This window comes from Paenibacillus provencensis, assembly GCF_042678545.1.
Classification (GTDB): domain Bacteria; phylum Bacillota; class Bacilli; order Paenibacillales; family Paenibacillaceae; genus Paenibacillus; species Paenibacillus provencensis.
The window spans coordinates 1,359,900-1,379,011 of sequence record NZ_JBHTKX010000001.1 but is presented as its reverse complement, the minus strand read 5'-3'; the positions used below and the strand labels follow the sequence as shown (position 1 = coordinate 1,379,011).

Here is a 19,112-nt window from a genome sequence, read left to right as displayed (position 1 = left end):
ATTTAAATATATAAGTACTAAACAGAAAGTGATTTTGACAGATGTAACATCTCGTCCACTAACTTTTTAATACGTCGATGATAATCGGGATCATCGATTTGATTATCTTCGTCGAACAAGTCACTGTGAACAAATATATTTCCAGTCGGGACAATTCCCTTCAAAAAGTTGAGTATCGGCTTCAGCTGATGCTCTGCTACGAGAAAATGTTTGTCAGTTCCAGCTATAGTAACAATACCTGTTACTTTATTTTTAAATGCATCGACCGGTAGATGATCTAATAGATTTTTCAAGGCCCCTGTAATCGAGGCTTGGTATATGGGTGTAGCTATGACAATTAAATCAGCATTCAATAATTTCTTCACTACAGTAACGGTATCATTATTATAAAATTGGAGAGGCATTCCCTTAACAAATTCGATTTCATAATCCTTCAAATCGATTAATTCTGTTTCTACCTCAGGATAATTTAATTTTGAATGTTTAAGGACATCATTTACGATATTTGCTGTTTTTGATCCCGATAGAGAACCGGACAAACCGACAAGCTTCATTCTTACTCCCCCTAACTTCAATTCACTTTTTAGAGCTTCACTTTCTAAGTATTAAAAAAAATAGATTCAGATGTCAATGGTAAATATATTTTTTATATAAAAATATTGAAAAAGTATTTTCTATCGAGTATTATCAAATATATCAATGTTCAATCTTGATAATATATTTTAATAAAAAGTGGAGATATTATTCTACTTTTTATAGAGGGGGGTAGGATTTATGGCATTTGTTATAACAGAGGCTTGTCTAACTCAAAAAGCTGCAGATTGTGTGGATGTATGTCCTGTTGATTGTATACATGAAGGTGAGGATCAATATTTCATTGACCCAGATTACTGCATCGACTGTGGCGCATGTGCGGCAGAATGCCCTGTGGAAGCGGTTTATCATGAAGATGAACTTACTGAAGAACAAATGATATATGTTGAAAAAGCTACGAGCTTCTTTAAATAGCTTATTAGCAAAAGGATGTGGGGTTTTGAACCTCACATCCTTTGCTTCTCTCTAATCAACACGTGTCGATCAAGTATTCTTATTTTATCCATAAAATTTACTATAAATTTAACGGTGAGTGATATAAATGACGAAAGATGATATTGAAAAAATACTGCAAGACATCAGAGATACGGATTCTGATAAGTCGATACTTGAAAAAGGACTTATTAGAGATATTGTTGCTAATTCAAATATGGTAGCCCTTACTCTACTTACTTCAAATAATGAAAATAAACAAACAGTTCCTTACAAAAAGGAAATAGAGAACGAATTAACTAAAGCAGGCGTCCATAACTTCCATATCAGGATAAAATTAATAAATGAACAAGAACATCAGCTTCTCACTGATCAAGCTCAGTTTAGCCAAACCAGTGGCAAGAAAAGCGCATTATTAAACAACACCTCTTTGCTTGGCCAACCCGCATTAAAATTTATTGCCATTGCCAGTGGAAAAGGTGGTGTTGGTAAATCTACTATCACTTTAAACCTAGCTGCTGCTTTAAATAAAGCCGGAAAACGTGTCGGTATTATTGATGCAGATATCTATGGTTTTAGTATTCCTAACATGTTAGGAATTAAACAGAAGCCGAAATCCCTAAACAATAGCATAACTCCGGTAGAAAGTAATGGCATGCACATTATGTCAACAGATTTTTTTGTTAAAGATAATAATCCTGTCATTTGGAGAGGACCCCGATTAGGTAAGATGCTATCGACTTTTGTTAACAATGTTGAATGGCCGGTATTGGACTACATGATAATCGATATGCCTCCAGGGACTGGAGATATAGCATTAAGTTTACAATCTATAGTTCCTGAGTATTCTGAAATCATCGTCACAACACCAGCTTCTACTGCCAGTGAAGTCGCTGCACGTGCGGGTGCAATGGCTATACAAACCAAACATCATCTCATTGGGGTTATTGAGAATATGTCATTCTTTGAAGATAATTCAGGACAAAAACATTATCTATTTGGAAGAAACGGAGGAATTCAGTTAGCCAAGAAACTCCAAACCCAGTTCCTTGGTCAACTTGAGATCATTTCTCCAGAGCAAATGAAAGAAATCACACCTTCTCACTTTTCACCTATTTTTCCTAGCGAATCACGTAATGGTGACATGATTTCAAGTTTAGCTGACCACATTATTCGACTCTAACGCTTTGCATAAATAAAACAAGGACTAGCTCAAAATTAGCTAGTCTTTGTTTTATCTGAATGGATATGAATATCACATACGTTTACATTAATAACTGAAAATGATACCTTCTTTATTACTATCCACTTTTAGTATCTTATCTTGCAAAATCCATTCGTCACTTTTTTCAACAAAGAAATAGTAACCACCAATTAATTTGGTTATTGCCGGATCGATCGGTTCAGCGTGAGCATTTAATCCAAGGCTAAATGCATCATTTCCTCCACCGGTATACTTAGCATATATCCGTATAGAGTCACCTTGCTCTAAGGCCCATTCATCTTTAAAAGTTTTAATTGCTTTATCAGAAACTATAAATGTCATTGAATTCGCCCGCCTTAATCTATGTTATTAATCACATTTTTTCGCTTTCCCACGATAATTAGCTATTCTAAAACTAGCCCCGCATCCACAAGTTGCTCTTGCATTAGGATTGTTCAGAGTAAAGCCCCCGATCATGCCAGACTCTTCATAATCTATTTGGAGATCTTCAATATACATAAGACTGTCAGAATTTATTAGAATATTAAAATCACCTTGATTTACGACAATATCCCCCTCTCTTTGTTGATCATCTACGATTAATGAATAAGATAACCCACTGCAGCCTCCCTCATCCACACCTACACGGAGATATGCATTTGGAATATTTTCTTGTAAAATTTCATTAATCTTCTCCGAAGCAACGTCACTTACGTATATCATGCCATTTCCCCCTATGTAATGATTTAAATGCGCAATAATGCACATGAAAGCAATACATTATTGCGCAAGCTTGATTAATTGTTAATTTCAAATTTTTCAGATACTATATCCCAATTTATGATTTTGAAGAAGTTAGAGATGTAATCAGCTCTTCTGTTTTGATAATTTAAGTAGTAAGCGTGTTCCCACACATCTAAGCCGAGAATGGCAATCTTACCATCCATAATGGGATTATCCTGATTCGGTGTGCTTGTTACTTTAAGCTCACCTTTTTCATCTATGATCAGCCAAGCCCAACCCGAACCAAACCGAGATACAGCAGCTGCAGTAAACTCTTTTTCAAAATTTTCGTAGTTGCCAAAAGCCTGATTAATCGCCTCCACCAATTTACTGCTAGGCTTAGTCACATCCTTTGAAGGCTTAATAATGTCCCAGAAAAGCGTATGGTTGAGGTGTCCCCCACCATTATTTCTTACTGCTGTTCTTATTTTTTCTGGTATTGCGTCAAGATTGGCCAACAGATCTACTAAAGGCTTTGCTGCCAAATCTGCATGTCCTTCAAGCGCATTGTTTAAATTCGTTACATATGTTTGATGATGTTTGCCATAATGTATCTCCATAGTCAATTTATCAATATAAGGCTCTAGAGCATTAAAATCATAGTTTAAAATAGGTAGTTGATGCGTCATCAATGAAAACCTCCAATAATTTAATTATACTTATTATATTATTTAGTATAATAATATAATATTCTCAATTTAACGAAAAAGCAACTTTTTCATAACACAGTGAGGATGGTAAATTTCACACTTACTAATCAGCTTTAAATTTTTTATACTTTATCTTATAATATATTGATAACCTAATTTACTCCACTGTATGGAGGTGTTTATAGTGGAAACCAACACACGAAGCAGTACTAAAGATAAAATACTTCATCTTCTAAAAAAAGAAGGAATCCTCACCGTTAATGAACTCACTGAGCTATTAGATATAACACACATGGCTGTACGTAATCATCTTAGTGCCCTTGAAAAAGAAGGCTTCATTGTGTCTGAGCTTGTCAAGCAGCCGATGGGAAGACCTCTTCAAACATTTTCTCTGTCTGAAAAAGCCGAGTCATATTTTCCTAAAAATTATGAAGGTATCAGCATTGAGTTTTTGCACGACATTAAGGAATTGTATGGTATTGAATCCATCAATCATGTCTTTAATAAAAGAGAAGAACGATTAACTAAAGAATACACTTCTCGAATGCAAGATAAATCGGTTTCTGAAAAAGTATCGGAAATCTCAAAAATTCAAAATGAAAAAGGCTATATGACAGATGTGACTCAAATTGATGACACTACTTTTGAATTGACTGAATACAATTGTCCAATACTATCTGTAGCAAATGAATTTAAGTTAGCATGTCACTGTGAAACGGCCATGTTTAAGAATGTGTTAGGATCTTCTCAAGTATTGAGAACACACTGTCGTACTGAAGGAGATAAGAACTGTAAGTTTCTGTTTAAATTTAATGAGATAGACTCCACATCTTAAAGATAAAGATAAATATGTTATTCAGAATCAGTCCTTGTACAAGTACAAGGACTGTTTTTTTTAATTACTGACGATTAATAATTTTACAATTAGGGTACTGAGCATTTACCTTTTTGTACGGATCTACGATTCCTGTCCATATTACTAAGTAAGGTATAATTTCAGCAAGTGATAACCCTTTAGGTGTTAACTCATAAACGATTTGCAAAGGCCTATCCATAGAAACTGTTTTCTTAACAATTCCATCTGTTTGTAATCCTTTCAAACATCTAGAAAGAGAAGTATCAGATATTGAAGGTATGATATGAAGAATTTCTGAGAATTTAGATGGACCATGTGACAGAATGAAAAGTATATGAATATTCCATTTCGTACTAATAATTCTATGTGCAATGAAAATCTTCTTTTGATCAAAAGAAAATTCATTCATCCTATATTCCTTCTCTCATATGATTTTATTTATGCAGCCATGTTAGTTCAGGCTGTTGTTAAGCAATGAGACCTGAGTAAAAATTCATCCCATTGTTACTATATTAAGATATATTATATATTATTAAGTATATAAACTTTAATTGTATAAGCAATATGATTGTCACAATTTATTCATTTTTTTAGATAGCTGTGCTGCCATCGACCATTATAGTGGCTAACCAGTCATTTGCGGTAGTTTGACATGAGGTATTTTCGTTATTATAATAAAAAAAGTAACTTACTAAAATATAGTGTAATATTGAATAATATTGATTACACAGATCAATAATGATTAAAAAGTACACTTATTTATATACTAATTATAAGAAAAGAGGGTTAATATGGAACAGTATCGGATTAATGCAGATAAAGGTTTGGAGTTTGGACTATATACCTTAGGAGATCATTTAGCGAATCCGGAAACTGGAAATAGAGTACCAGTCAAACAACGTATTCATGAAATTATTGAGTTGGCCAAATTAGCCGAGCAAGCGGGTATTGATTTCTTTGGTGTTGGAGAGAGTCATCAAGAGTATTTTGCCACTCAGGCGCATAGCGTTGTGCTGGCAGCAATAGCACAGGCTACAACGAAAATGAAAATAGGTAGTTCCTCTACAATTATTAGTACCTCTGATCCAGTTAGGGTGTACGAAGATTTCGCTACTATTGATTTAATATCCAATGGTCGAGCCGAAATTATTGCAGGTCGTGCATCACGAGTAGGGCTATATACATTGTTAGGCTATGATCTTAATAATTATGAGGAATTATTTGAAGAAAAGTTTGATTTGCTATTAAAGATAAATGAAAATGAAGTTTTAAATTGGAAAGGAGAATTTCGTGCTCCACTCAACCAGGCAAAAGTTCTTCCTCGGCCTAATGAAGGCAGTCTACCGATATGGAGAGCAGTAGGAGGTACTCCTGCTAGCGCGATTAAAGCAGGCCTTGCAGGTGTACCTATGTTTCTGGCTCAATTAGGAGGACCTGCTGTCTTGTTTAAAAGATCTATTGATGCTTATCGAGAAGCTGCACGTCAGAATGGATTTGATCCGTCGACATTACCTGTAGCGACTGCAGGATTATTTTATGTGGATGAAACGACACAAAAGGCACAAAGAGCTTATTACCCATACATTAACGAAGGAATGAAATTAACCAACGGACGTAGTTTTCCTAAACAGGCTTTTGCACAAGGAGCCCACTCGCACGATGTTATGAATATTGGTAGCCCACAAGAAATTATTGAGAAAATTTTATATCAACATGAACTCTTCGGTAATCAAAGATATATTGCGCAAATGGATTTTGGCGGAGTACCTTTTGAGAATCAATTGAAAAACATAGAACTAATCGGAAATGAGATTTTACCAAGTATAAAAAAATATACAGCCAAAAAATAAGACATAGGAGTTGAGAGTATGAAAGTTGTTGCATTATCCGGTTCGAAAATAGGCTCAAAAACCAGAATCGCTATGGATTACACAGTGAACGCTTTTCAAAAAAAGTACCAAGACTTTGAAGTCACGCTTCTAGATCTGGCTCTCTTTGATGTAGAGTTCAGTGATGGTCGGAATTATCTGGAATACGAAGGAGACACTAAATACGTTATTCAAACAATCATGGAGGCAGATATAATCATAATCGGTACGCCTGTTTTTCAAGCTTCAATTCCAGCAACACTGAAGAATATATTTGATTTAGCACCTGAAAAAGCATTTCGTGATAAGGTTGTAAGTATGATTGTCACGGCAGGATCTCAGCGACACTACCTTATTGCTGAGCAACAATTGAAACCAATTTTGGCCTACATGAAAGCACAAATTGTACAAACTTATGTATTTATAGAAGAAAAGGATTTTCATCGAAAAGAACTTGTAAATGATGATGTCCTATTCCGAATAGACCGATTAGTAGAAGATACCTTCATACTAGCGGAAACTTATGCTAGAGTCCGAAAGGCTGAAGAAGAAAAATACGGATTCTAAGGGGGCTTTATTATGAAATATAAGGATACTACATCAAAATCCATGACTGTTTCTACCCCTACGGCCGTACGCTCATTAGTGAAAAACGGGGATATGGAGAAAGTTATACGTCTGTATGGACGCCCATATACCATAAATGGGACGGTGGTCCATGGTGATGCTCTGGGAAGAACTTTAGGTTATCCAACGATTAATCTGGGAGTGGATGCTGACCATTATGTGCCTCCTAAACCTGGTATATATTTGGGCACTGCGGGAATATTTAATGGAGATAAGGAGACTCAGCATTATAATGCCTTAATCAGCGCGGGTTACCGCCCGACAGTGGATGGGCAATCTTATTCCATTGAAGCTTATTTAATTGATTATTCAGGCGATTTATATGACAGGAAGGTATCACTTCAATTTTTAAAATTTGTCAGGGAAGAAATCAAGTTTGACAATCTTGATCTGTTGGTTAGGCAAATGAAGTTAGATGAAGTTTACGCAAGAGATTATTTTAGATTAAATTAGGTAACTAACCCCCACGGCATCCTATCATTTGTTCGTATTCGTCTCACAGTGTGTTTCAGCAATTGAGTGGACATTGAAAAAACACCTATCCAAACTGACGTCGATATTCTATCGGCGTCAGTTTGTTTAATTTACGCAACCAATTCCAAAATATCTTCTTCCTGAAAAGCTTCGATACACGACTACCTTCTCAATCGTCTAATCCTATCCCTTATTCCATGACAACCTCTCTAGCAAACTTGTCCGCATTCCCACAATGCTTCCCAACCCTTCGAAACGCAGCTAAATTAGCTGCTTTCAATGGGACGATATACTTGCCCCTCGACTACCTAATATAAATTCTGCACTTGCTGTTGCTTTCTTTCGTAAACTATCCATTTCAGAATTGATAAGAACTCCGCCACGCTTCATTGCTTTTCCTGCGATGTATACACTGTCCACATTTGATGGATTGGCAAATTGTACAGCAGCCCCAATAGGATCATGGATTGGAAACATATTTAATTCTTTAGTAGAAATCAGCAGGAAATCGGCTTCTTTTCCTGGTGTCAAGCTGCCTACCTTATGATCCAGGCCAAGCGCCTTTGCTCCTCCGATCGTGGCGAAGTTAAGTACATCGTACGCGGTCAGCTTCAACTGATCAGGCATACCCCCCTCTTCTAACATTTCCTGATTAACCTTGGCTCTCTCTGCTTGCAGTGCAAATCTCATCTGACCAAACATATCGCCGGCAGTAGAGGTTACAACATCAATACCAAGAGAGGGAACTCCCCCAGCCTCGATCATTTTACCGGTAACCGGATAGCCATGTCCCATCATCATTTCAATTTCTGGCGTGACGGATAAAGAAGCCCCTGTGTCAGCCATCATTTTAAATTCATCGTCTCCCATCATATTTCCATGCACAATGTTGATATCGGGTGCTAGCAGGCCTTCCTTAAACATTTTCGTTATGGAACGTTGCTGTGCGCCCCAATTTCCGACTCCTAGATGCATCGAAATGAGCGCACCGTAATCACGTCCTATGTTAATTTCTTCGACAAAGGTATCCCAATGGCTGTATTCTGGACCTCTTATCGCTAATCCCAGTGTAAGCAGCTGATCCTTTGAATTAAAAAAACGCTCACTTACTCGTTTTATATCTCCTATAGTAGTCAGCCTGCTTTCACGATCCAAATACTCTCTTTCGCCAGAGGCACCTAAAGCGTATACCGCTCGAATACCCGATCTTTGAAGTCCTCGTATAAATTCGTCCGTATGCTCCGAAGAATACGTCATGTTCCAATCCAGCAATGTTGTTATTCCTGCATTTATAGCCTCCATCGCACCAAGATAATTTGCAATGTAGCTGTCCTCTACTCTAAGTCTACTTCCGTATCCTCCATAATAAATATGCTGCATATATGTGTTAAGCGACCAGTCCGCACCGATATTACGAACCAATGATTCCCACACATGTCTGTGAGTATCTATAAAGCCCGGAATGACGATCATCCCACTAGCATCCACTATTTCGGAATTCTCTTCTTCATAGACGTCTAAATGAGCTCCTATCCTAACAATAAGAGAATCGCTGATCATCATATCCGTATTGTGCAGAGTACCTAAAGACGGGTCCATCGTAATGATAGTAGCATTTTTTATGAACAAATTAGCAGTCATTATTAATTTCTCCCTTCATTATTCTTCCAAATTATGGATTACGCTGATAGTATAGCTTAAGTAAGTAATGTTAAATAAGTACGATCTTTAATGATACATAGTATCTTAAAACATACTTTGGAGGCTAGATATGACGATGGAGAATTCAAATCTCTCTGAAGAAAAAGGTGAGGTTGTGCCGGATCTATGTGAAGTGGATAAAACGATGAATGTACTATTTGGAAAGTGGAAGGTAATTATTTTAATACATCTGTTATATGGAGGTACACAGCGATTTAACGAGCTAAAGAGGAAGCTTCCGCATATTACACAAAAAACCTTAACCACACAGTTAAGGGAACTAGAAAATGAAGGTATTATCAACAGGGTCGTTTACGCTCAGGTTCCTCCCAAAGTTGAATATTCAATGACTCCCTATGGAGCAACTTTACAGCCAATTCTTGAAGCGATGCATCAATGGGGACAATCCCATTCAAAAGAAAGAGGACAACAAAATCTTACAAGCTATTCGAAATGATAATAATTTTCGACCCGGAACCCATGGCTTTTCGTAAAGAGATGCCATCAGCATATTCCGCACCGTGAAACTTTTGAACGGGGGTTGTCCTTCACTTGTCCCCCGCGAAGAACGCGCCCGGAAGATTCCGCGATCGCACCAACCGGTTCGTCCATACTGCCACAGATAGGGGTACATAGGATATACCACGCAACAACGAAAGGAAGTGGAGCATCTATGGGAACCTTTCTTGACCAAAGAAGCTCGATGAACGCAAGCACGACCATCGCGATAGCCGCAACGACGACTCCGGCTCTGTTCGGCGACATCGGCTTGCAGACCCAAGGGGTAACCGGCGACGGATTCGGAAACAACGGCTCTCTGATCGTCGACCTGGCCGGTACCGTCGGACTCTCAATTGTTGCGCCACACACAGTCACGATCAATGTTGTACGCGGCAGCACCATTGCCGGAGGCACGATCATCTACACGGCCGTTCTTCCGATTCTGTCGAACATCAGCACGATCGTCTCCTTCAACGCGCAGGACCTGCTCGCTCCCGCCGCTCTACTAACGCAGTACACAGCCTTTATCAGCGGCACCGGCGTAGCGGGCGTTTTGTTGGGTACCCGCATCGGACCCGAAGCTTTCTGGGGCGTAGCTTCCCAAGGCTAATCGCGTGGAAGCTTGCGGACGAGGACGAATATTTTCTCGTTCGCAAGCTTCCTCTTCTCCATAACGACTTTATTTCGGAAAGGATGGAAGTCTTGATCACCGTCAGCTTATGCATGATTGTCAAGAACGAGGAAGAGACGATCGGGCGTTGCCTGGACTCCGTCCGGAGCCTGGTTGACGAGATCAACATCGTCGACACGGGTTCGACCGACCGGACCAAGGAAATCGTATCCCGTTACACGAACCGCATCTTCGATTTCGAATGGATTCAGGACTTCGCCGCGGCCCGCAACTATTCGTTCGACCAGGCGACGAAACAATACGTGATGTGGCTCGATGCGGACGACGTGCTGCTGGAACGGGACCGGGAGCGGTTCCGCGAGCTCAAGAACACGCTCGATACGGGGTTCGATTCTGTGATCATGAGCTACGTGCTCTCGCGCGACGCAGCCGGCAACCCGCACGACGTCACCCGCCACAATCGACTCGTCAAGCGTTCGATCGGGCCGCGCTGGATCTATCCGATCCACGAAATCCTCGTCGTCCGCGGCAAGCTCCTCTTCTCCCCCGTCGAGATCACCCACAAGCCGAAGCTGGAAAAAAGAGACCGCACCCGCAACCTCACCATTCTTCAGGAGCACATCCACAAGAACGGGCCGACACGCCGAACCCAGTTTTACTTGGCCAACGAGTTGTTTGACAACGGGCGCCGGGACGAAGCGTTGACCATTTACGAAGCGCTTCTTGAGGGAAGCGTCGAGAACTTCGAGGATCATATCGCCGCCTGCGGCATGCTTGCCCACTTGTACCACGATCGCGGCGATGCCGCCAAAGAGCTGCACTACTTGTTCAAGACGTTCGAATTCGACGTGCCGCGGGCGGATTATTGCTGCCAGATCGGGCTTTGGTTCGAACAAAAGGGCGAATACCGGCAAGCGGCTTTCTGGTACGAAGTGGCCGCGCAGCAGGACATTCCCGTCGACTATTTCGGCCTGATGAATCTCGTCTGCTGGACTTGGGCCCCCCACGTGCAGCTGATGCTCTGCTACGGAAAACTCGGGGAATTGGAGAAGGCTGTGGCGCATAACGAAAAAGCGCTGGCTTATTTCCCGAACGATCCCAACCTGCTGGAAAATGAAAGAAGGCTGAAAGCCGCCGTGCGGCAACGGAAGCCGAAAATCGCCGAAAAGGATCCGCAATGACGATGAGCATTATCGTGCTGACCCATAACCAGCTGCGCTCACCAAAGCCTGCTTCGAGAGCATACCCCGCCGTACGAAGGAGGAATTTTCATGCCAGTATCAAATTTACTTCCGAGTGATGATACGTTTATTGCTTCAAGTTACCCTACAACCGTATTCGGCAGTTATCCCTTATTATATGTAGGTGGATATGTAGCTCCGGGAGATAATTACAGGACTTTGTTAAAATTTGACCTGTTCGTTATTCCTCAAGGAAGTGACATCCTTGAGGCAATATTAAAACTTTATATCTTCAGAAAAGACGTCCCAGGTCCGGAAGTTATAAGTGTTTATTTAAATCAAAGCGACTTCAACCAGAATACGGTAACATATTTAAATGCACCTGCTGTTACGCCTACGGGCATTACTAAAACCGTTAATGACGCAGATGTAAACAATTTTATCAGTATTGATATAACTCCGCTTGCGCAACAATGGTATACGAATCCTGCAGCAAATAACGGTATTACAATAATTGGCCCGGAAAATACCAATTCATTAGTTGGCAGTTACAGTACAAACTTATCCGACAGCAGCTTATATCCATTTCTTCAGGTAACTTACCAGGAAGGTAGTAACACCAGTGACATGATCAATGAAGTAACTCAATCCGGAGATTACATTATTAACGAGTCAAACACGCTTTTGTTAGACCAAAGAATACTTGGTACTTTCAGTGTTGAAAATACCGGGTTTACCAATGGACTTGCCGTACTTCAAATACTGAACGGCAGCAGCATCTGGGTGGATGAGAAGTCGGCAGAAGTAAGCCCCGGACAGACAAAGGTGTTATCCACCACAGCATCCAGGCTTGATGAAAGAATATCAATTGTCGGTATCATTGATCCTATTATTTCCGGAGCTGTTGGTGATACCCTGAATGCAAACGACAACCTTTTCAATCCGAATAATGTACCGCTTACCTTTAGTTCAGACAATCCTGATTTTCCTGTAGACCCAAATACCGGCGTTATTTCAATAAATAATTCCGGCTCTGCCGTAATAACCGTTATCACAAAAAATATTGAAGGCCCCAGCATATCATTTACAGTCATCGCCATAGAAAGCAATTCGGTATATAATCAAACTCAGGGGACTTTCTATACTTCGATTCAACAGGCCATAAATGCTGCCAATCCAGGCGATGTTATTCAGGTCGGACCTGGAAACTATCCCGAAAACGTGACAATTGACAGGCGTATTATTCTAAATGGCTCCGGAAGCGACGTTGGCGGAACTATAATTAATCCGGCGTCAGGAGTCGGCATATCAATATCAAACGGAGGGTTGAATTCGACAAATCGGCTGGTAATATCAGACTTGCTGGTCACCGGCGCTTCCCAGGGTATTTCAACCATCGGAAACAATCAGCCCAGCTTTATTACTCTTTCAAACGTATCCTTGCTGAATAATTTGAATAACGGCTTTAGTATTAATATCAGTTCCTCTTTTCCTCGTATGAACGATCTGATTATAACAGGCAGTAACTTCTCCAATAACGTTACTGCGGGATTCAGAGTCCCGACTTACGCGCAGGTTTCAAATTTAACTATCCGCAGCAGCATGTTTAACGGAAATGCCTTTGGAATACTTGTATTTTCAGGAACAGCAATATTTAACAACATTAATATTTCAAATTCCACGTTCAACAACAACACCACAAAGGGAATGTATTATGAAGCGTTGAGCAATGCATTTCTTACAAATAATACGATCGATAGCAGTGGTACGGTCGGGAGTTTTGCAGCCGGTATAGATATCAACCTCAAACACGGCAACTACCAGAATATCAACCTCATAAACAATATGGTAACAAACAGCGGGAACGGCGACCCTGTAAACGGTGCGGCTGCAGTAATAAAAGGCAGGGATGACGGTACCAACAACGGTACGCTTACTGATGTGACCGTATCCGGCGGCACTTACTCCAATGCCCCAGTTGGAATACGTTTTGGAGAGACCGGTCAAAACAACAATTATCCGACAGATACGATTGTAACCGGTGCAACTATTGAAAACAATGAAATAGGCCTGCAAAACGTTACAACAGTTACAATAACCCAAAATAACAATACCTTTATCAACAATGGCATAAATATTGTAGGTAACTTCAATTAATTTCAATCGATATCAAATAAAACGGCTCTTTCGCATTTATTGAACTGTAACCCGGATTGTGCACGGTTTAAAAGAAACAGCCCTAAGCCTAACCAGCAAGCAGATGACCTCTGAATTCGTCGGGGGTCATCTTTTTTAATATCCACTGATATCGCTCAGAGTTGTAGTTTCAACCTTACGGGAATCGATATTAATCCAGATACAAAATCTCAATCTCACCCGGAGCGTAGGATTGCTCTGCGTAATTCCCCCCCCAATCACAAAGCAATCTCAAAATGGGTTCTAGTGATTGACCCAGTTCCGTCGTTGAATATTCTACCTTAGGCGGTACTTGATTGTACATTTTTCTGCGAATTAATCCGTCTGTTTCCAGTTCCCGAAGTGTTTGGATCAGCATCTTTTGCGATATATTATTAACGAGTCGCTTAAGCTCCCCCGTCCGTTTAGGTCCTTTTATTAAATAATACAGAACAAGTCCCTTCCACTTTCCTCCAATAACCTCTAGTGTAACTTCCAGTTCACAGTAAAAAGTTTTCATATCAATACACCATCTCCCGACCTGAGAAAATCCCCTTCATGTATCGCTCGATCCTTCGAGAATCACTGAAAGAAAAAGTGAACGTTACATGAAGGGAATAATACAAGCCCGTTAAGTTGATTTAAAAAAATTTGTCGTTTTAAGAATTATTATATCCTTGTTAAACTTGAGCTACTCCGCCATCTACAAATAATTCAACGCCGTTCAAATAACTGCTTTCATTAGAGGCTAGGAACATGACAGCATTTGAGATCTCTTCAACCTGTCCAACTCTGCCGAGCGGAATATCATTTTTTGCCTGTTCTAGGAAATGATCTAGTTCGGAGCCAAATAACTCATCGTACGCCGGCGTTACGATTGTTCCTGGACTAAGGATGTTCATACGAACTTCGGTCCCTTTCATATCAAGAATCCAGCTGCGGACGAGCTGTCTGATCGCTGCCTTTGAGGCACCATAGATACTAAACGCTGGCATCCCCGTCGAGCCAGCAGTGGATCCCGTTAGAATAATCGAACCTCTTTTATTTGGAAACAAAGGTAATGCCTTTTGTACTGTAAAGATGGTTCCTTTCACGTTGACATCGAAAGTCTTGTAGTATTGTGCTTCTGTAATTTCTCCTAATGGAAGCAATGACCCTAGTCCGGCATTTGCAAAGAGAATGTCTATGTGTCCCTTCTCTCGCTCTACTGTTTCGAACAATCTATCTAGATCTTCCGACTTTGATATGTCACCTCGGACGCCTGTAACATTCTTGCCGATCTGCTTTACTGCTTCATCCAGTTCACGTTGTCTGCGTCCCGTGATAAATACGTAAGCCCCTTCTTGTACAAACTGTTGTGCCGTCGCGAGACCAATACCGCTTGTACCTCCGGTTACAACTGCTACCTTTCCGTCAAATTTCCCCATTCTATGACACTCCTCATATAATTTTTTAAATTGTATAGGATGCTCTGTCTACCTCATGAGCTTCCTATGCACGATAGTATGGAGGAAAAGTTACAAGAAAAACAGTACCCACTTTTTGGTGATATAGTCACCAAAAAGTGATAATTGAGGGTACAAGCTTTTGTTTTTACAGCCTAGCAGATGGAAGTGAGTTTCATAGGCGAATTATAAATTTCAATCTTCTTCATTAGATTCTCCTCTCTAATAAAGAAGCCGAGAATTTTCATCTCGGCTGGATTGTACACTTACTCGCCCGTTTTCGCGAACGTTTCAATACGTTGTCCAATTTCATTACGTACACGTTGGAATACTGACCATTTTTCATCGTCTGTTCCTTGAGCTTTTGCTGGATCATCAAATCCCCAGTGTTCACGGCGTACATTTGGTGGAGTAATTGGACATTTATCGGCAGCATCACCGCATAGAGTCACTACAAGATCAGCTGAGTTCAGAATAGCTGGATCGATAATATCCGATGTCTGATTGGAAATATCAATTCCTACTTCGTTCATTGCTTTCACTGCATTGGGATTTAATCCATGGGCTTCAATTCCGGCACTATACACATTCCATTCGTTTCCCAGATGTTTTTTAGCCCAACCTTCAGCCATTTGACTGCGGCAAGAATTTCCTGTGCACAAGAAATAGATCATTTTTTTACTCATTTTGATACTCTCTCCTTTAGAATCAATTTCATAAATCATTAAATAGGTAAATTTGAAACTATATTTATAAAATGAGGAGCCATAGATACAAACCTAAGAGTGTAATAAACAGAGTAGGAATCGTAATGATAATCCCCGTCTTAAAGTAGGTTCCCCATGATATTTTGATGCCTTTGGTTGAAAGTACATGCAGCCATAGAAGCGTTGCTAATGAACCGATTGGAGTAATTTTAGGTCCTAAATCGGATCCGATGACGTTTGCGTATACTAAAGCTTCTTTTATGACTCCTGTTGTATGAGTCGCATCAATAGCAAGCGCATTAATCATTACTGTCGGCATGTTATTCATAATGGATGAAAGAATAGCAGCCATAAATCCCATTCCCATCGTTGCTACAAATAGTCCCTGCTCTGCGACTGTTCCAATTGCATCAGCCAAGAGATCTGTCATGCCTGCATTTCGAAGACCGTACACAACAACGTACATTCCTACCGAAAAGAATACGATGTTCCAAGGCGCGCCTCTCACCACTTCTTTCGTTTGTACAGCTGGACTTCTTCTTGCAAGCATTAAGAAAGCTAACGCGATGATTCCAGCAACGATAGAAACCGGAATACCGACGAACTCACTTGCAAAGTATCCGATAACGAGGATGGCCAGAACGTACCAAGAAACCCGAAACATGGCTCTGTCCTTTATCGCTTCCATTGGAGCTTTAAGATCAGAGTCGTCAAATCTCTTAGGTATGCTTCTTCTGAAGAAAATATATAGAACAAGAATACTTGCCACCAAAGCAAAAACATTCGGAATAATCATCCGACTCGCATACTCAGTGAAGCTGATCCCAAAGAAATCGGCAGACACGATGTTGACCAGGTTACTTACAACCAGAGGAAGCGATGTAGTGTCTGCAATAAAACCACTGGCAATTATAAACGGAAATACTTTTTTCTCATCAAAATTTAGGGCTCGTACCATAGCAAGCACAATCGGTGTCAGAATGAGTGCAGCTCCGTCATTCGCAAAGAAAGCAGCAACGATTGCACCGAGTACACTAATGTACACAAACATACGGATTCCATTTCCTTTGGCTGCCCGAGCCATATGCAGTGCAGCCCATTCAAAGAATCCAATTCGATCCAAGATTAACGAAATTAAAATAATGGCCACAAACGCTAATGTTGCATTCCATACGATTTGCGTAACGTCCCAAACATCTTGGAAACTGACAACTCCAACTAACAGAGCAAGAACAGCACCGCCACATGCAGACCAACCGATGTTTAAATTTTTCGGCTGCCATATGACAAGCACAAGTGTAACTAAAAAAATGATACAAGCTAAGATTGTCGATACCAACTATAAACCCTCCAACTTGACTATCTTCTAAGGTTTGGCAAGACATACAAACAGCATGCTCTTACCCTCTCCATAAAAACATCACAGAACCAGAGTACTAGCTCTAAGATTTGTCATCAACCGCCTCCTCTATTCCGAAATCATTATATAAGCATATACTTATATATACAACCTGCTTTTTATTTTCCTCCAATACAAGAAGATTGTAATCCTTGTTTATTAAGGTCCGTTAGAATTTGCTGAGCATTCGGTAAATTATGCAGAACCGCCTGAATATAAGGTTTGTCCTCCACATGTATTGAATAGTAAATCCACTGACTCCTTCTTGATTCTTTTACAAGATCCAGGGTTTTCAGCTTCCGGATATGCTGACTTATCGCCGGCTGAGACATTTCAAAGATATCCACAAATTCGCATACGCACCATTCGCGTTCTTGTAAAAGCAACATCATCGTAAGTCTTGTTTTATCTCCCAGAAGCTTCAGACGATCCGCAGCGAGAGATAAATCAGATGTGGTTACAACTTCACTCACGGTCCTTCTCCCCTTTCTTCCTGTCGATTATTTCTTATGTATCCATCTTACATAACATCATTACATTTATCAAATAATTTTGATGTATTGATATAACACTGACTCTATGTTAATGTTTAGTTAATCAAAAATATTTGATTTATAAAAGGGAGTATGTTCTCATGACGATAGACGCGACATTCTTGGCCAGTTACGAGGCTAAGTTTAAAGCATTAGCTGATCAGAAGCGACTTCTCATTATCAATGAGCTTTGCCAATATGAAGAGGTTTGTGTTTGTGATCTTGTAGAAAAGATGGATATACCTCAGTCCAAGCTCTCTTACCACCTTAAAATACTTCTTGATGCCGGCTTTATACTCAAAGAAACCAGGGGTACTTGGAGCTACTACCGACTAAATGAAGGAGAAATTAACAAAGTATTGTCTCCGGAATTGTGCTGTATGTTCACAAAACCGAGTAGTACTACCAGCAGTCAATCCAAATGCTAATTTGAACCCCCTCATTAGTGAAGCAGACGGGTTATTTGTCGCTATTGGACATACGCCAAACACCTCTTTCTTAGGTGAACAAATCAATACCGATGCTCATGGATACATTGTTGTAAATCCAGGAACGACAGAAACCAATATCCCAGGTGTCTTTGCTTGCGGAGACGTACAGGACTCTAAATACCGTCAAGCGATTACCGCTGCCGGATCAGGTTGTATGGCTGCTATGGACTCCGAAAAATTCCTGGAGGGTTCTGCCATACAGGACTGAAGTGGGATTCTAAATCAATAATCTTTTTTAAAAAGCTCATCAAACACTTTGATGAGCTTTTGTTTTATATTAAAGAAAATAGTCTACAATGGAGGCAGCAAAAATGCAGATACGTATAAGACCTGCTATCGAAAATGATGCTCAAGGTATTATGGAAATCTATAATTACTCAATCGTAGTTGAGAGAAATGCAACCTATGAGACAACACCTAAGACGTTAGAAGATCGAACCCAGTGGATACGATCCCAAGGAGATCGGTATCCGATTTTAGTTGCAGAAATAAATGATCAGATTATTGGCTGGGCATCTGTCTCTAGTTACCGGACAAGAGAATGTTATCGCGGAGTTGGCGAATTCTCTGTATATGTACATAAAGACTTTAGAAAGCAAAATGTAGGTTACAAGCTACTCGATGAACTTCTTAAGGTATGCAAGGATGCAGGTTATTGGAAGCTGCTCTCTCGTATCTTCACCTTTAATCAAGGAAGTCGTAAACTATGTGAGCGTTGTGGGTTTAGAGAAGTTGGGATATATGAAAAACACGCAAAATTAGGGGATGAGTGGCTCGATGTTGTTATAGTCGAGAAAACCATTTCCGAAAATATAATCTAATGAACATCAAAAAAGCCCGTCATCCGGCGGGCTCTTATA

At 40.2% G+C, this 19,112-nt stretch carries 23 protein-coding genes and 2 pseudogenes; 13 read left to right on the top strand and 12 right to left on the bottom strand.

What is annotated here, in order from left to right:
• Positions 1-17: 17 nt before the first annotated feature.
• Positions 18-554, bottom strand: a complete 537-nt coding sequence (locus tag ACFQ3J_RS06590) for an NADPH-dependent FMN reductase (protein ID WP_091156638.1) — start codon at positions 552-554, stop codon at positions 18-20.
• A gap of 220 nt (positions 555-774) precedes the next feature.
• Here ACFQ3J_RS06590 and ACFQ3J_RS06585 point away from each other — a divergent pair, with 220 nt between their 5' ends.
• Positions 775-1,008, top strand: a complete 234-nt coding sequence (locus tag ACFQ3J_RS06585) for an indolepyruvate ferredoxin oxidoreductase subunit alpha (protein WP_091156641.1) — start codon at positions 775-777, stop codon at positions 1,006-1,008.
• A gap of 127 nt (positions 1,009-1,135) precedes the next feature.
• On the top strand, positions 1,136-2,209 hold the full coding sequence (locus ACFQ3J_RS06580; protein WP_251581602.1) for a P-loop NTPase: 1,074 nt from the start codon (positions 1,136-1,138) through the stop codon (positions 2,207-2,209).
• A gap of 87 nt (positions 2,210-2,296) precedes the next feature.
• Here ACFQ3J_RS06580 and ACFQ3J_RS06575 read toward each other — a convergent pair whose 3' ends face one another.
• The 3 genes from ACFQ3J_RS06575 to ACFQ3J_RS06565 form a co-directional block, all read right to left on the bottom strand.
• Positions 2,297-2,572 carry a HesB/YadR/YfhF family protein gene (locus ACFQ3J_RS06575; RefSeq protein WP_091156645.1) on the bottom strand — a complete coding sequence of 92 codons (276 nt, stop codon included), beginning with the start codon at positions 2,570-2,572 and terminating at the stop codon, positions 2,297-2,299.
• A 27-nt stretch (positions 2,573-2,599) separates the two neighbouring features.
• Positions 2,600-2,953 (bottom strand): HesB/IscA family protein, encoded by a 354-nt coding sequence (locus ACFQ3J_RS06570; RefSeq protein ID WP_251581601.1) that lies wholly within the window; start codon positions 2,951-2,953, stop codon positions 2,600-2,602.
• 74 nt (positions 2,954-3,027) lie between these two features.
• On the bottom strand, positions 3,028-3,642 hold the full coding sequence (locus ACFQ3J_RS06565; protein WP_251581600.1) for a superoxide dismutase: 615 nt from the start codon (positions 3,640-3,642) through the stop codon (positions 3,028-3,030).
• Between the two features lie 205 nt (positions 3,643-3,847).
• Between ACFQ3J_RS06565 and ACFQ3J_RS06560 the strand changes: the two genes are divergently transcribed.
• On the top strand, positions 3,848-4,498 hold the full coding sequence (locus tag ACFQ3J_RS06560; RefSeq protein ID WP_244533185.1) for a helix-turn-helix transcriptional regulator: 651 nt from the start codon (positions 3,848-3,850) through the stop codon (positions 4,496-4,498).
• 64 nt (positions 4,499-4,562) lie between these two features.
• Here ACFQ3J_RS06560 and ACFQ3J_RS06555 read toward each other — a convergent pair whose 3' ends face one another.
• Positions 4,563-4,928, bottom strand: a complete 366-nt coding sequence (locus tag ACFQ3J_RS06555) for a winged helix-turn-helix transcriptional regulator (RefSeq protein ID WP_091156653.1) — start codon at positions 4,926-4,928, stop codon at positions 4,563-4,565.
• A gap of 382 nt (positions 4,929-5,310) precedes the next feature.
• Between ACFQ3J_RS06555 and ACFQ3J_RS06550 the strand changes: the two genes are divergently transcribed.
• Genes ACFQ3J_RS06550 through ACFQ3J_RS06540 form a run of 3 tightly spaced genes read left to right on the top strand, consistent with a single transcriptional unit; the run spans position 5,311 to position 7,467 of the window.
• Positions 5,311-6,369: an LLM class flavin-dependent oxidoreductase gene (locus ACFQ3J_RS06550; RefSeq protein ID WP_251581599.1), complete on the top strand. Its 1,059-nt coding sequence runs from the start codon at positions 5,311-5,313 to the stop codon at positions 6,367-6,369.
• An 18-nt stretch (positions 6,370-6,387) separates the two neighbouring features.
• Entirely contained in the window at positions 6,388-6,954 is a 567-nt protein-coding gene (locus ACFQ3J_RS06545; RefSeq protein ID WP_091156657.1) for an NADPH-dependent FMN reductase, read from the top strand.
• A 12-nt stretch (positions 6,955-6,966) separates the two neighbouring features.
• Entirely contained in the window at positions 6,967-7,467 is a 501-nt protein-coding gene (locus ACFQ3J_RS06540; protein ID WP_091156659.1) for a riboflavin kinase, read from the top strand.
• A 297-nt stretch (positions 7,468-7,764) separates the two neighbouring features.
• On the opposite strand, the gene ACFQ3J_RS06535 is transcribed toward ACFQ3J_RS06540, so the two are convergent.
• The gene (locus ACFQ3J_RS06535) at positions 7,765-9,129 is read right to left on the bottom strand and encodes an amidohydrolase family protein (protein WP_251581598.1); all 1,365 of its coding nucleotides are present in this window, start codon (positions 9,127-9,129) and stop codon (positions 7,765-7,767) included.
• 130 nt (positions 9,130-9,259) lie between these two features.
• On the opposite strand from ACFQ3J_RS06535, the gene ACFQ3J_RS06530 reads away from it, so the two are divergent.
• The 4 genes from ACFQ3J_RS06530 to ACFQ3J_RS06515 all read left to right on the top strand — a co-directional run bounded on the left by ACFQ3J_RS06530 (position 9,260) and on the right by ACFQ3J_RS06515 (position 13,659).
• Positions 9,260-9,646 (top strand): winged helix-turn-helix transcriptional regulator, encoded by a 387-nt coding sequence (locus tag ACFQ3J_RS06530; RefSeq protein WP_280142849.1) that lies wholly within the window; start codon positions 9,260-9,262, stop codon positions 9,644-9,646.
• 216 nt (positions 9,647-9,862) lie between these two features.
• Complete coding sequence (locus ACFQ3J_RS06525) at positions 9,863-10,300, top strand: hypothetical protein (protein ID WP_211753653.1); 438 nt, start codon at positions 9,863-9,865, stop codon at positions 10,298-10,300.
• A 92-nt stretch (positions 10,301-10,392) separates the two neighbouring features.
• Positions 10,393-11,502, top strand: a complete 1,110-nt coding sequence (locus ACFQ3J_RS06520; RefSeq protein WP_251581597.1) for a glycosyltransferase — start codon at positions 10,393-10,395, stop codon at positions 11,500-11,502.
• A gap of 90 nt (positions 11,503-11,592) precedes the next feature.
• Positions 11,593-13,659 (top strand): DNRLRE domain-containing protein, encoded by a 2,067-nt coding sequence (locus tag ACFQ3J_RS06515; protein ID WP_251581596.1) that lies wholly within the window; start codon positions 11,593-11,595, stop codon positions 13,657-13,659.
• 88 nt (positions 13,660-13,747) lie between these two features.
• Here the strand turns inward: ACFQ3J_RS06515 and ACFQ3J_RS06510 are convergent.
• The 6 genes and pseudogenes from ACFQ3J_RS06510 to ACFQ3J_RS06485 all read right to left on the bottom strand — a co-directional run.
• A pseudogene (locus tag ACFQ3J_RS06510) lies at positions 13,748-13,819 on the bottom strand (hypothetical protein); the annotation flags it as partial.
• A gap of 30 nt (positions 13,820-13,849) precedes the next feature.
• Positions 13,850-14,197 carry a winged helix-turn-helix transcriptional regulator gene (locus ACFQ3J_RS06505; RefSeq protein ID WP_091156669.1) on the bottom strand — a complete coding sequence of 116 codons (348 nt, stop codon included), beginning with the start codon at positions 14,195-14,197 and terminating at the stop codon, positions 13,850-13,852.
• A gap of 160 nt (positions 14,198-14,357) precedes the next feature.
• Positions 14,358-15,104, bottom strand: a complete 747-nt coding sequence (locus ACFQ3J_RS06500) for an SDR family NAD(P)-dependent oxidoreductase (RefSeq protein ID WP_251581594.1) — start codon at positions 15,102-15,104, stop codon at positions 14,358-14,360.
• 284 nt (positions 15,105-15,388) lie between these two features.
• Positions 15,389-15,808: an arsenate reductase (thioredoxin) gene (arsC, locus tag ACFQ3J_RS06495; RefSeq protein ID WP_251581592.1), complete on the bottom strand. Its 420-nt coding sequence runs from the start codon at positions 15,806-15,808 to the stop codon at positions 15,389-15,391.
• A 64-nt stretch (positions 15,809-15,872) separates the two neighbouring features.
• Positions 15,873-17,168, bottom strand: a complete 1,296-nt coding sequence (locus tag ACFQ3J_RS06490) for an arsenic transporter (RefSeq protein ID WP_251581591.1) — start codon at positions 17,166-17,168, stop codon at positions 15,873-15,875.
• A 179-nt stretch (positions 17,169-17,347) separates the two neighbouring features.
• Entirely contained in the window at positions 17,348-17,701 is a 354-nt protein-coding gene (locus ACFQ3J_RS06485; protein WP_251581590.1) for an ArsR/SmtB family transcription factor, read from the bottom strand.
• Positions 17,702-17,862: 161 nt separating this feature from the next.
• Here ACFQ3J_RS06485 and ACFQ3J_RS06480 point away from each other — a divergent pair, with 161 nt between their 5' ends.
• From ACFQ3J_RS06480 to ACFQ3J_RS06470, 3 genes and pseudogenes are all read left to right on the top strand, one after another.
• Complete coding sequence (locus ACFQ3J_RS06480) at positions 17,863-18,189, top strand: ArsR/SmtB family transcription factor (RefSeq protein ID WP_251581589.1); 327 nt, start codon at positions 17,863-17,865, stop codon at positions 18,187-18,189.
• A 19-nt stretch (positions 18,190-18,208) separates the two neighbouring features.
• Positions 18,209-18,460: pseudogene (locus ACFQ3J_RS06475) on the top strand (NAD(P)/FAD-dependent oxidoreductase); the annotation flags it as partial.
• 103 nt (positions 18,461-18,563) lie between these two features.
• Positions 18,564-19,073, top strand: a complete 510-nt coding sequence (locus tag ACFQ3J_RS06470; protein ID WP_251581588.1) for an arsinothricin resistance N-acetyltransferase ArsN1 family A — start codon at positions 18,564-18,566, stop codon at positions 19,071-19,073.
• Positions 19,074-19,112 lie beyond the last annotated feature (39 nt).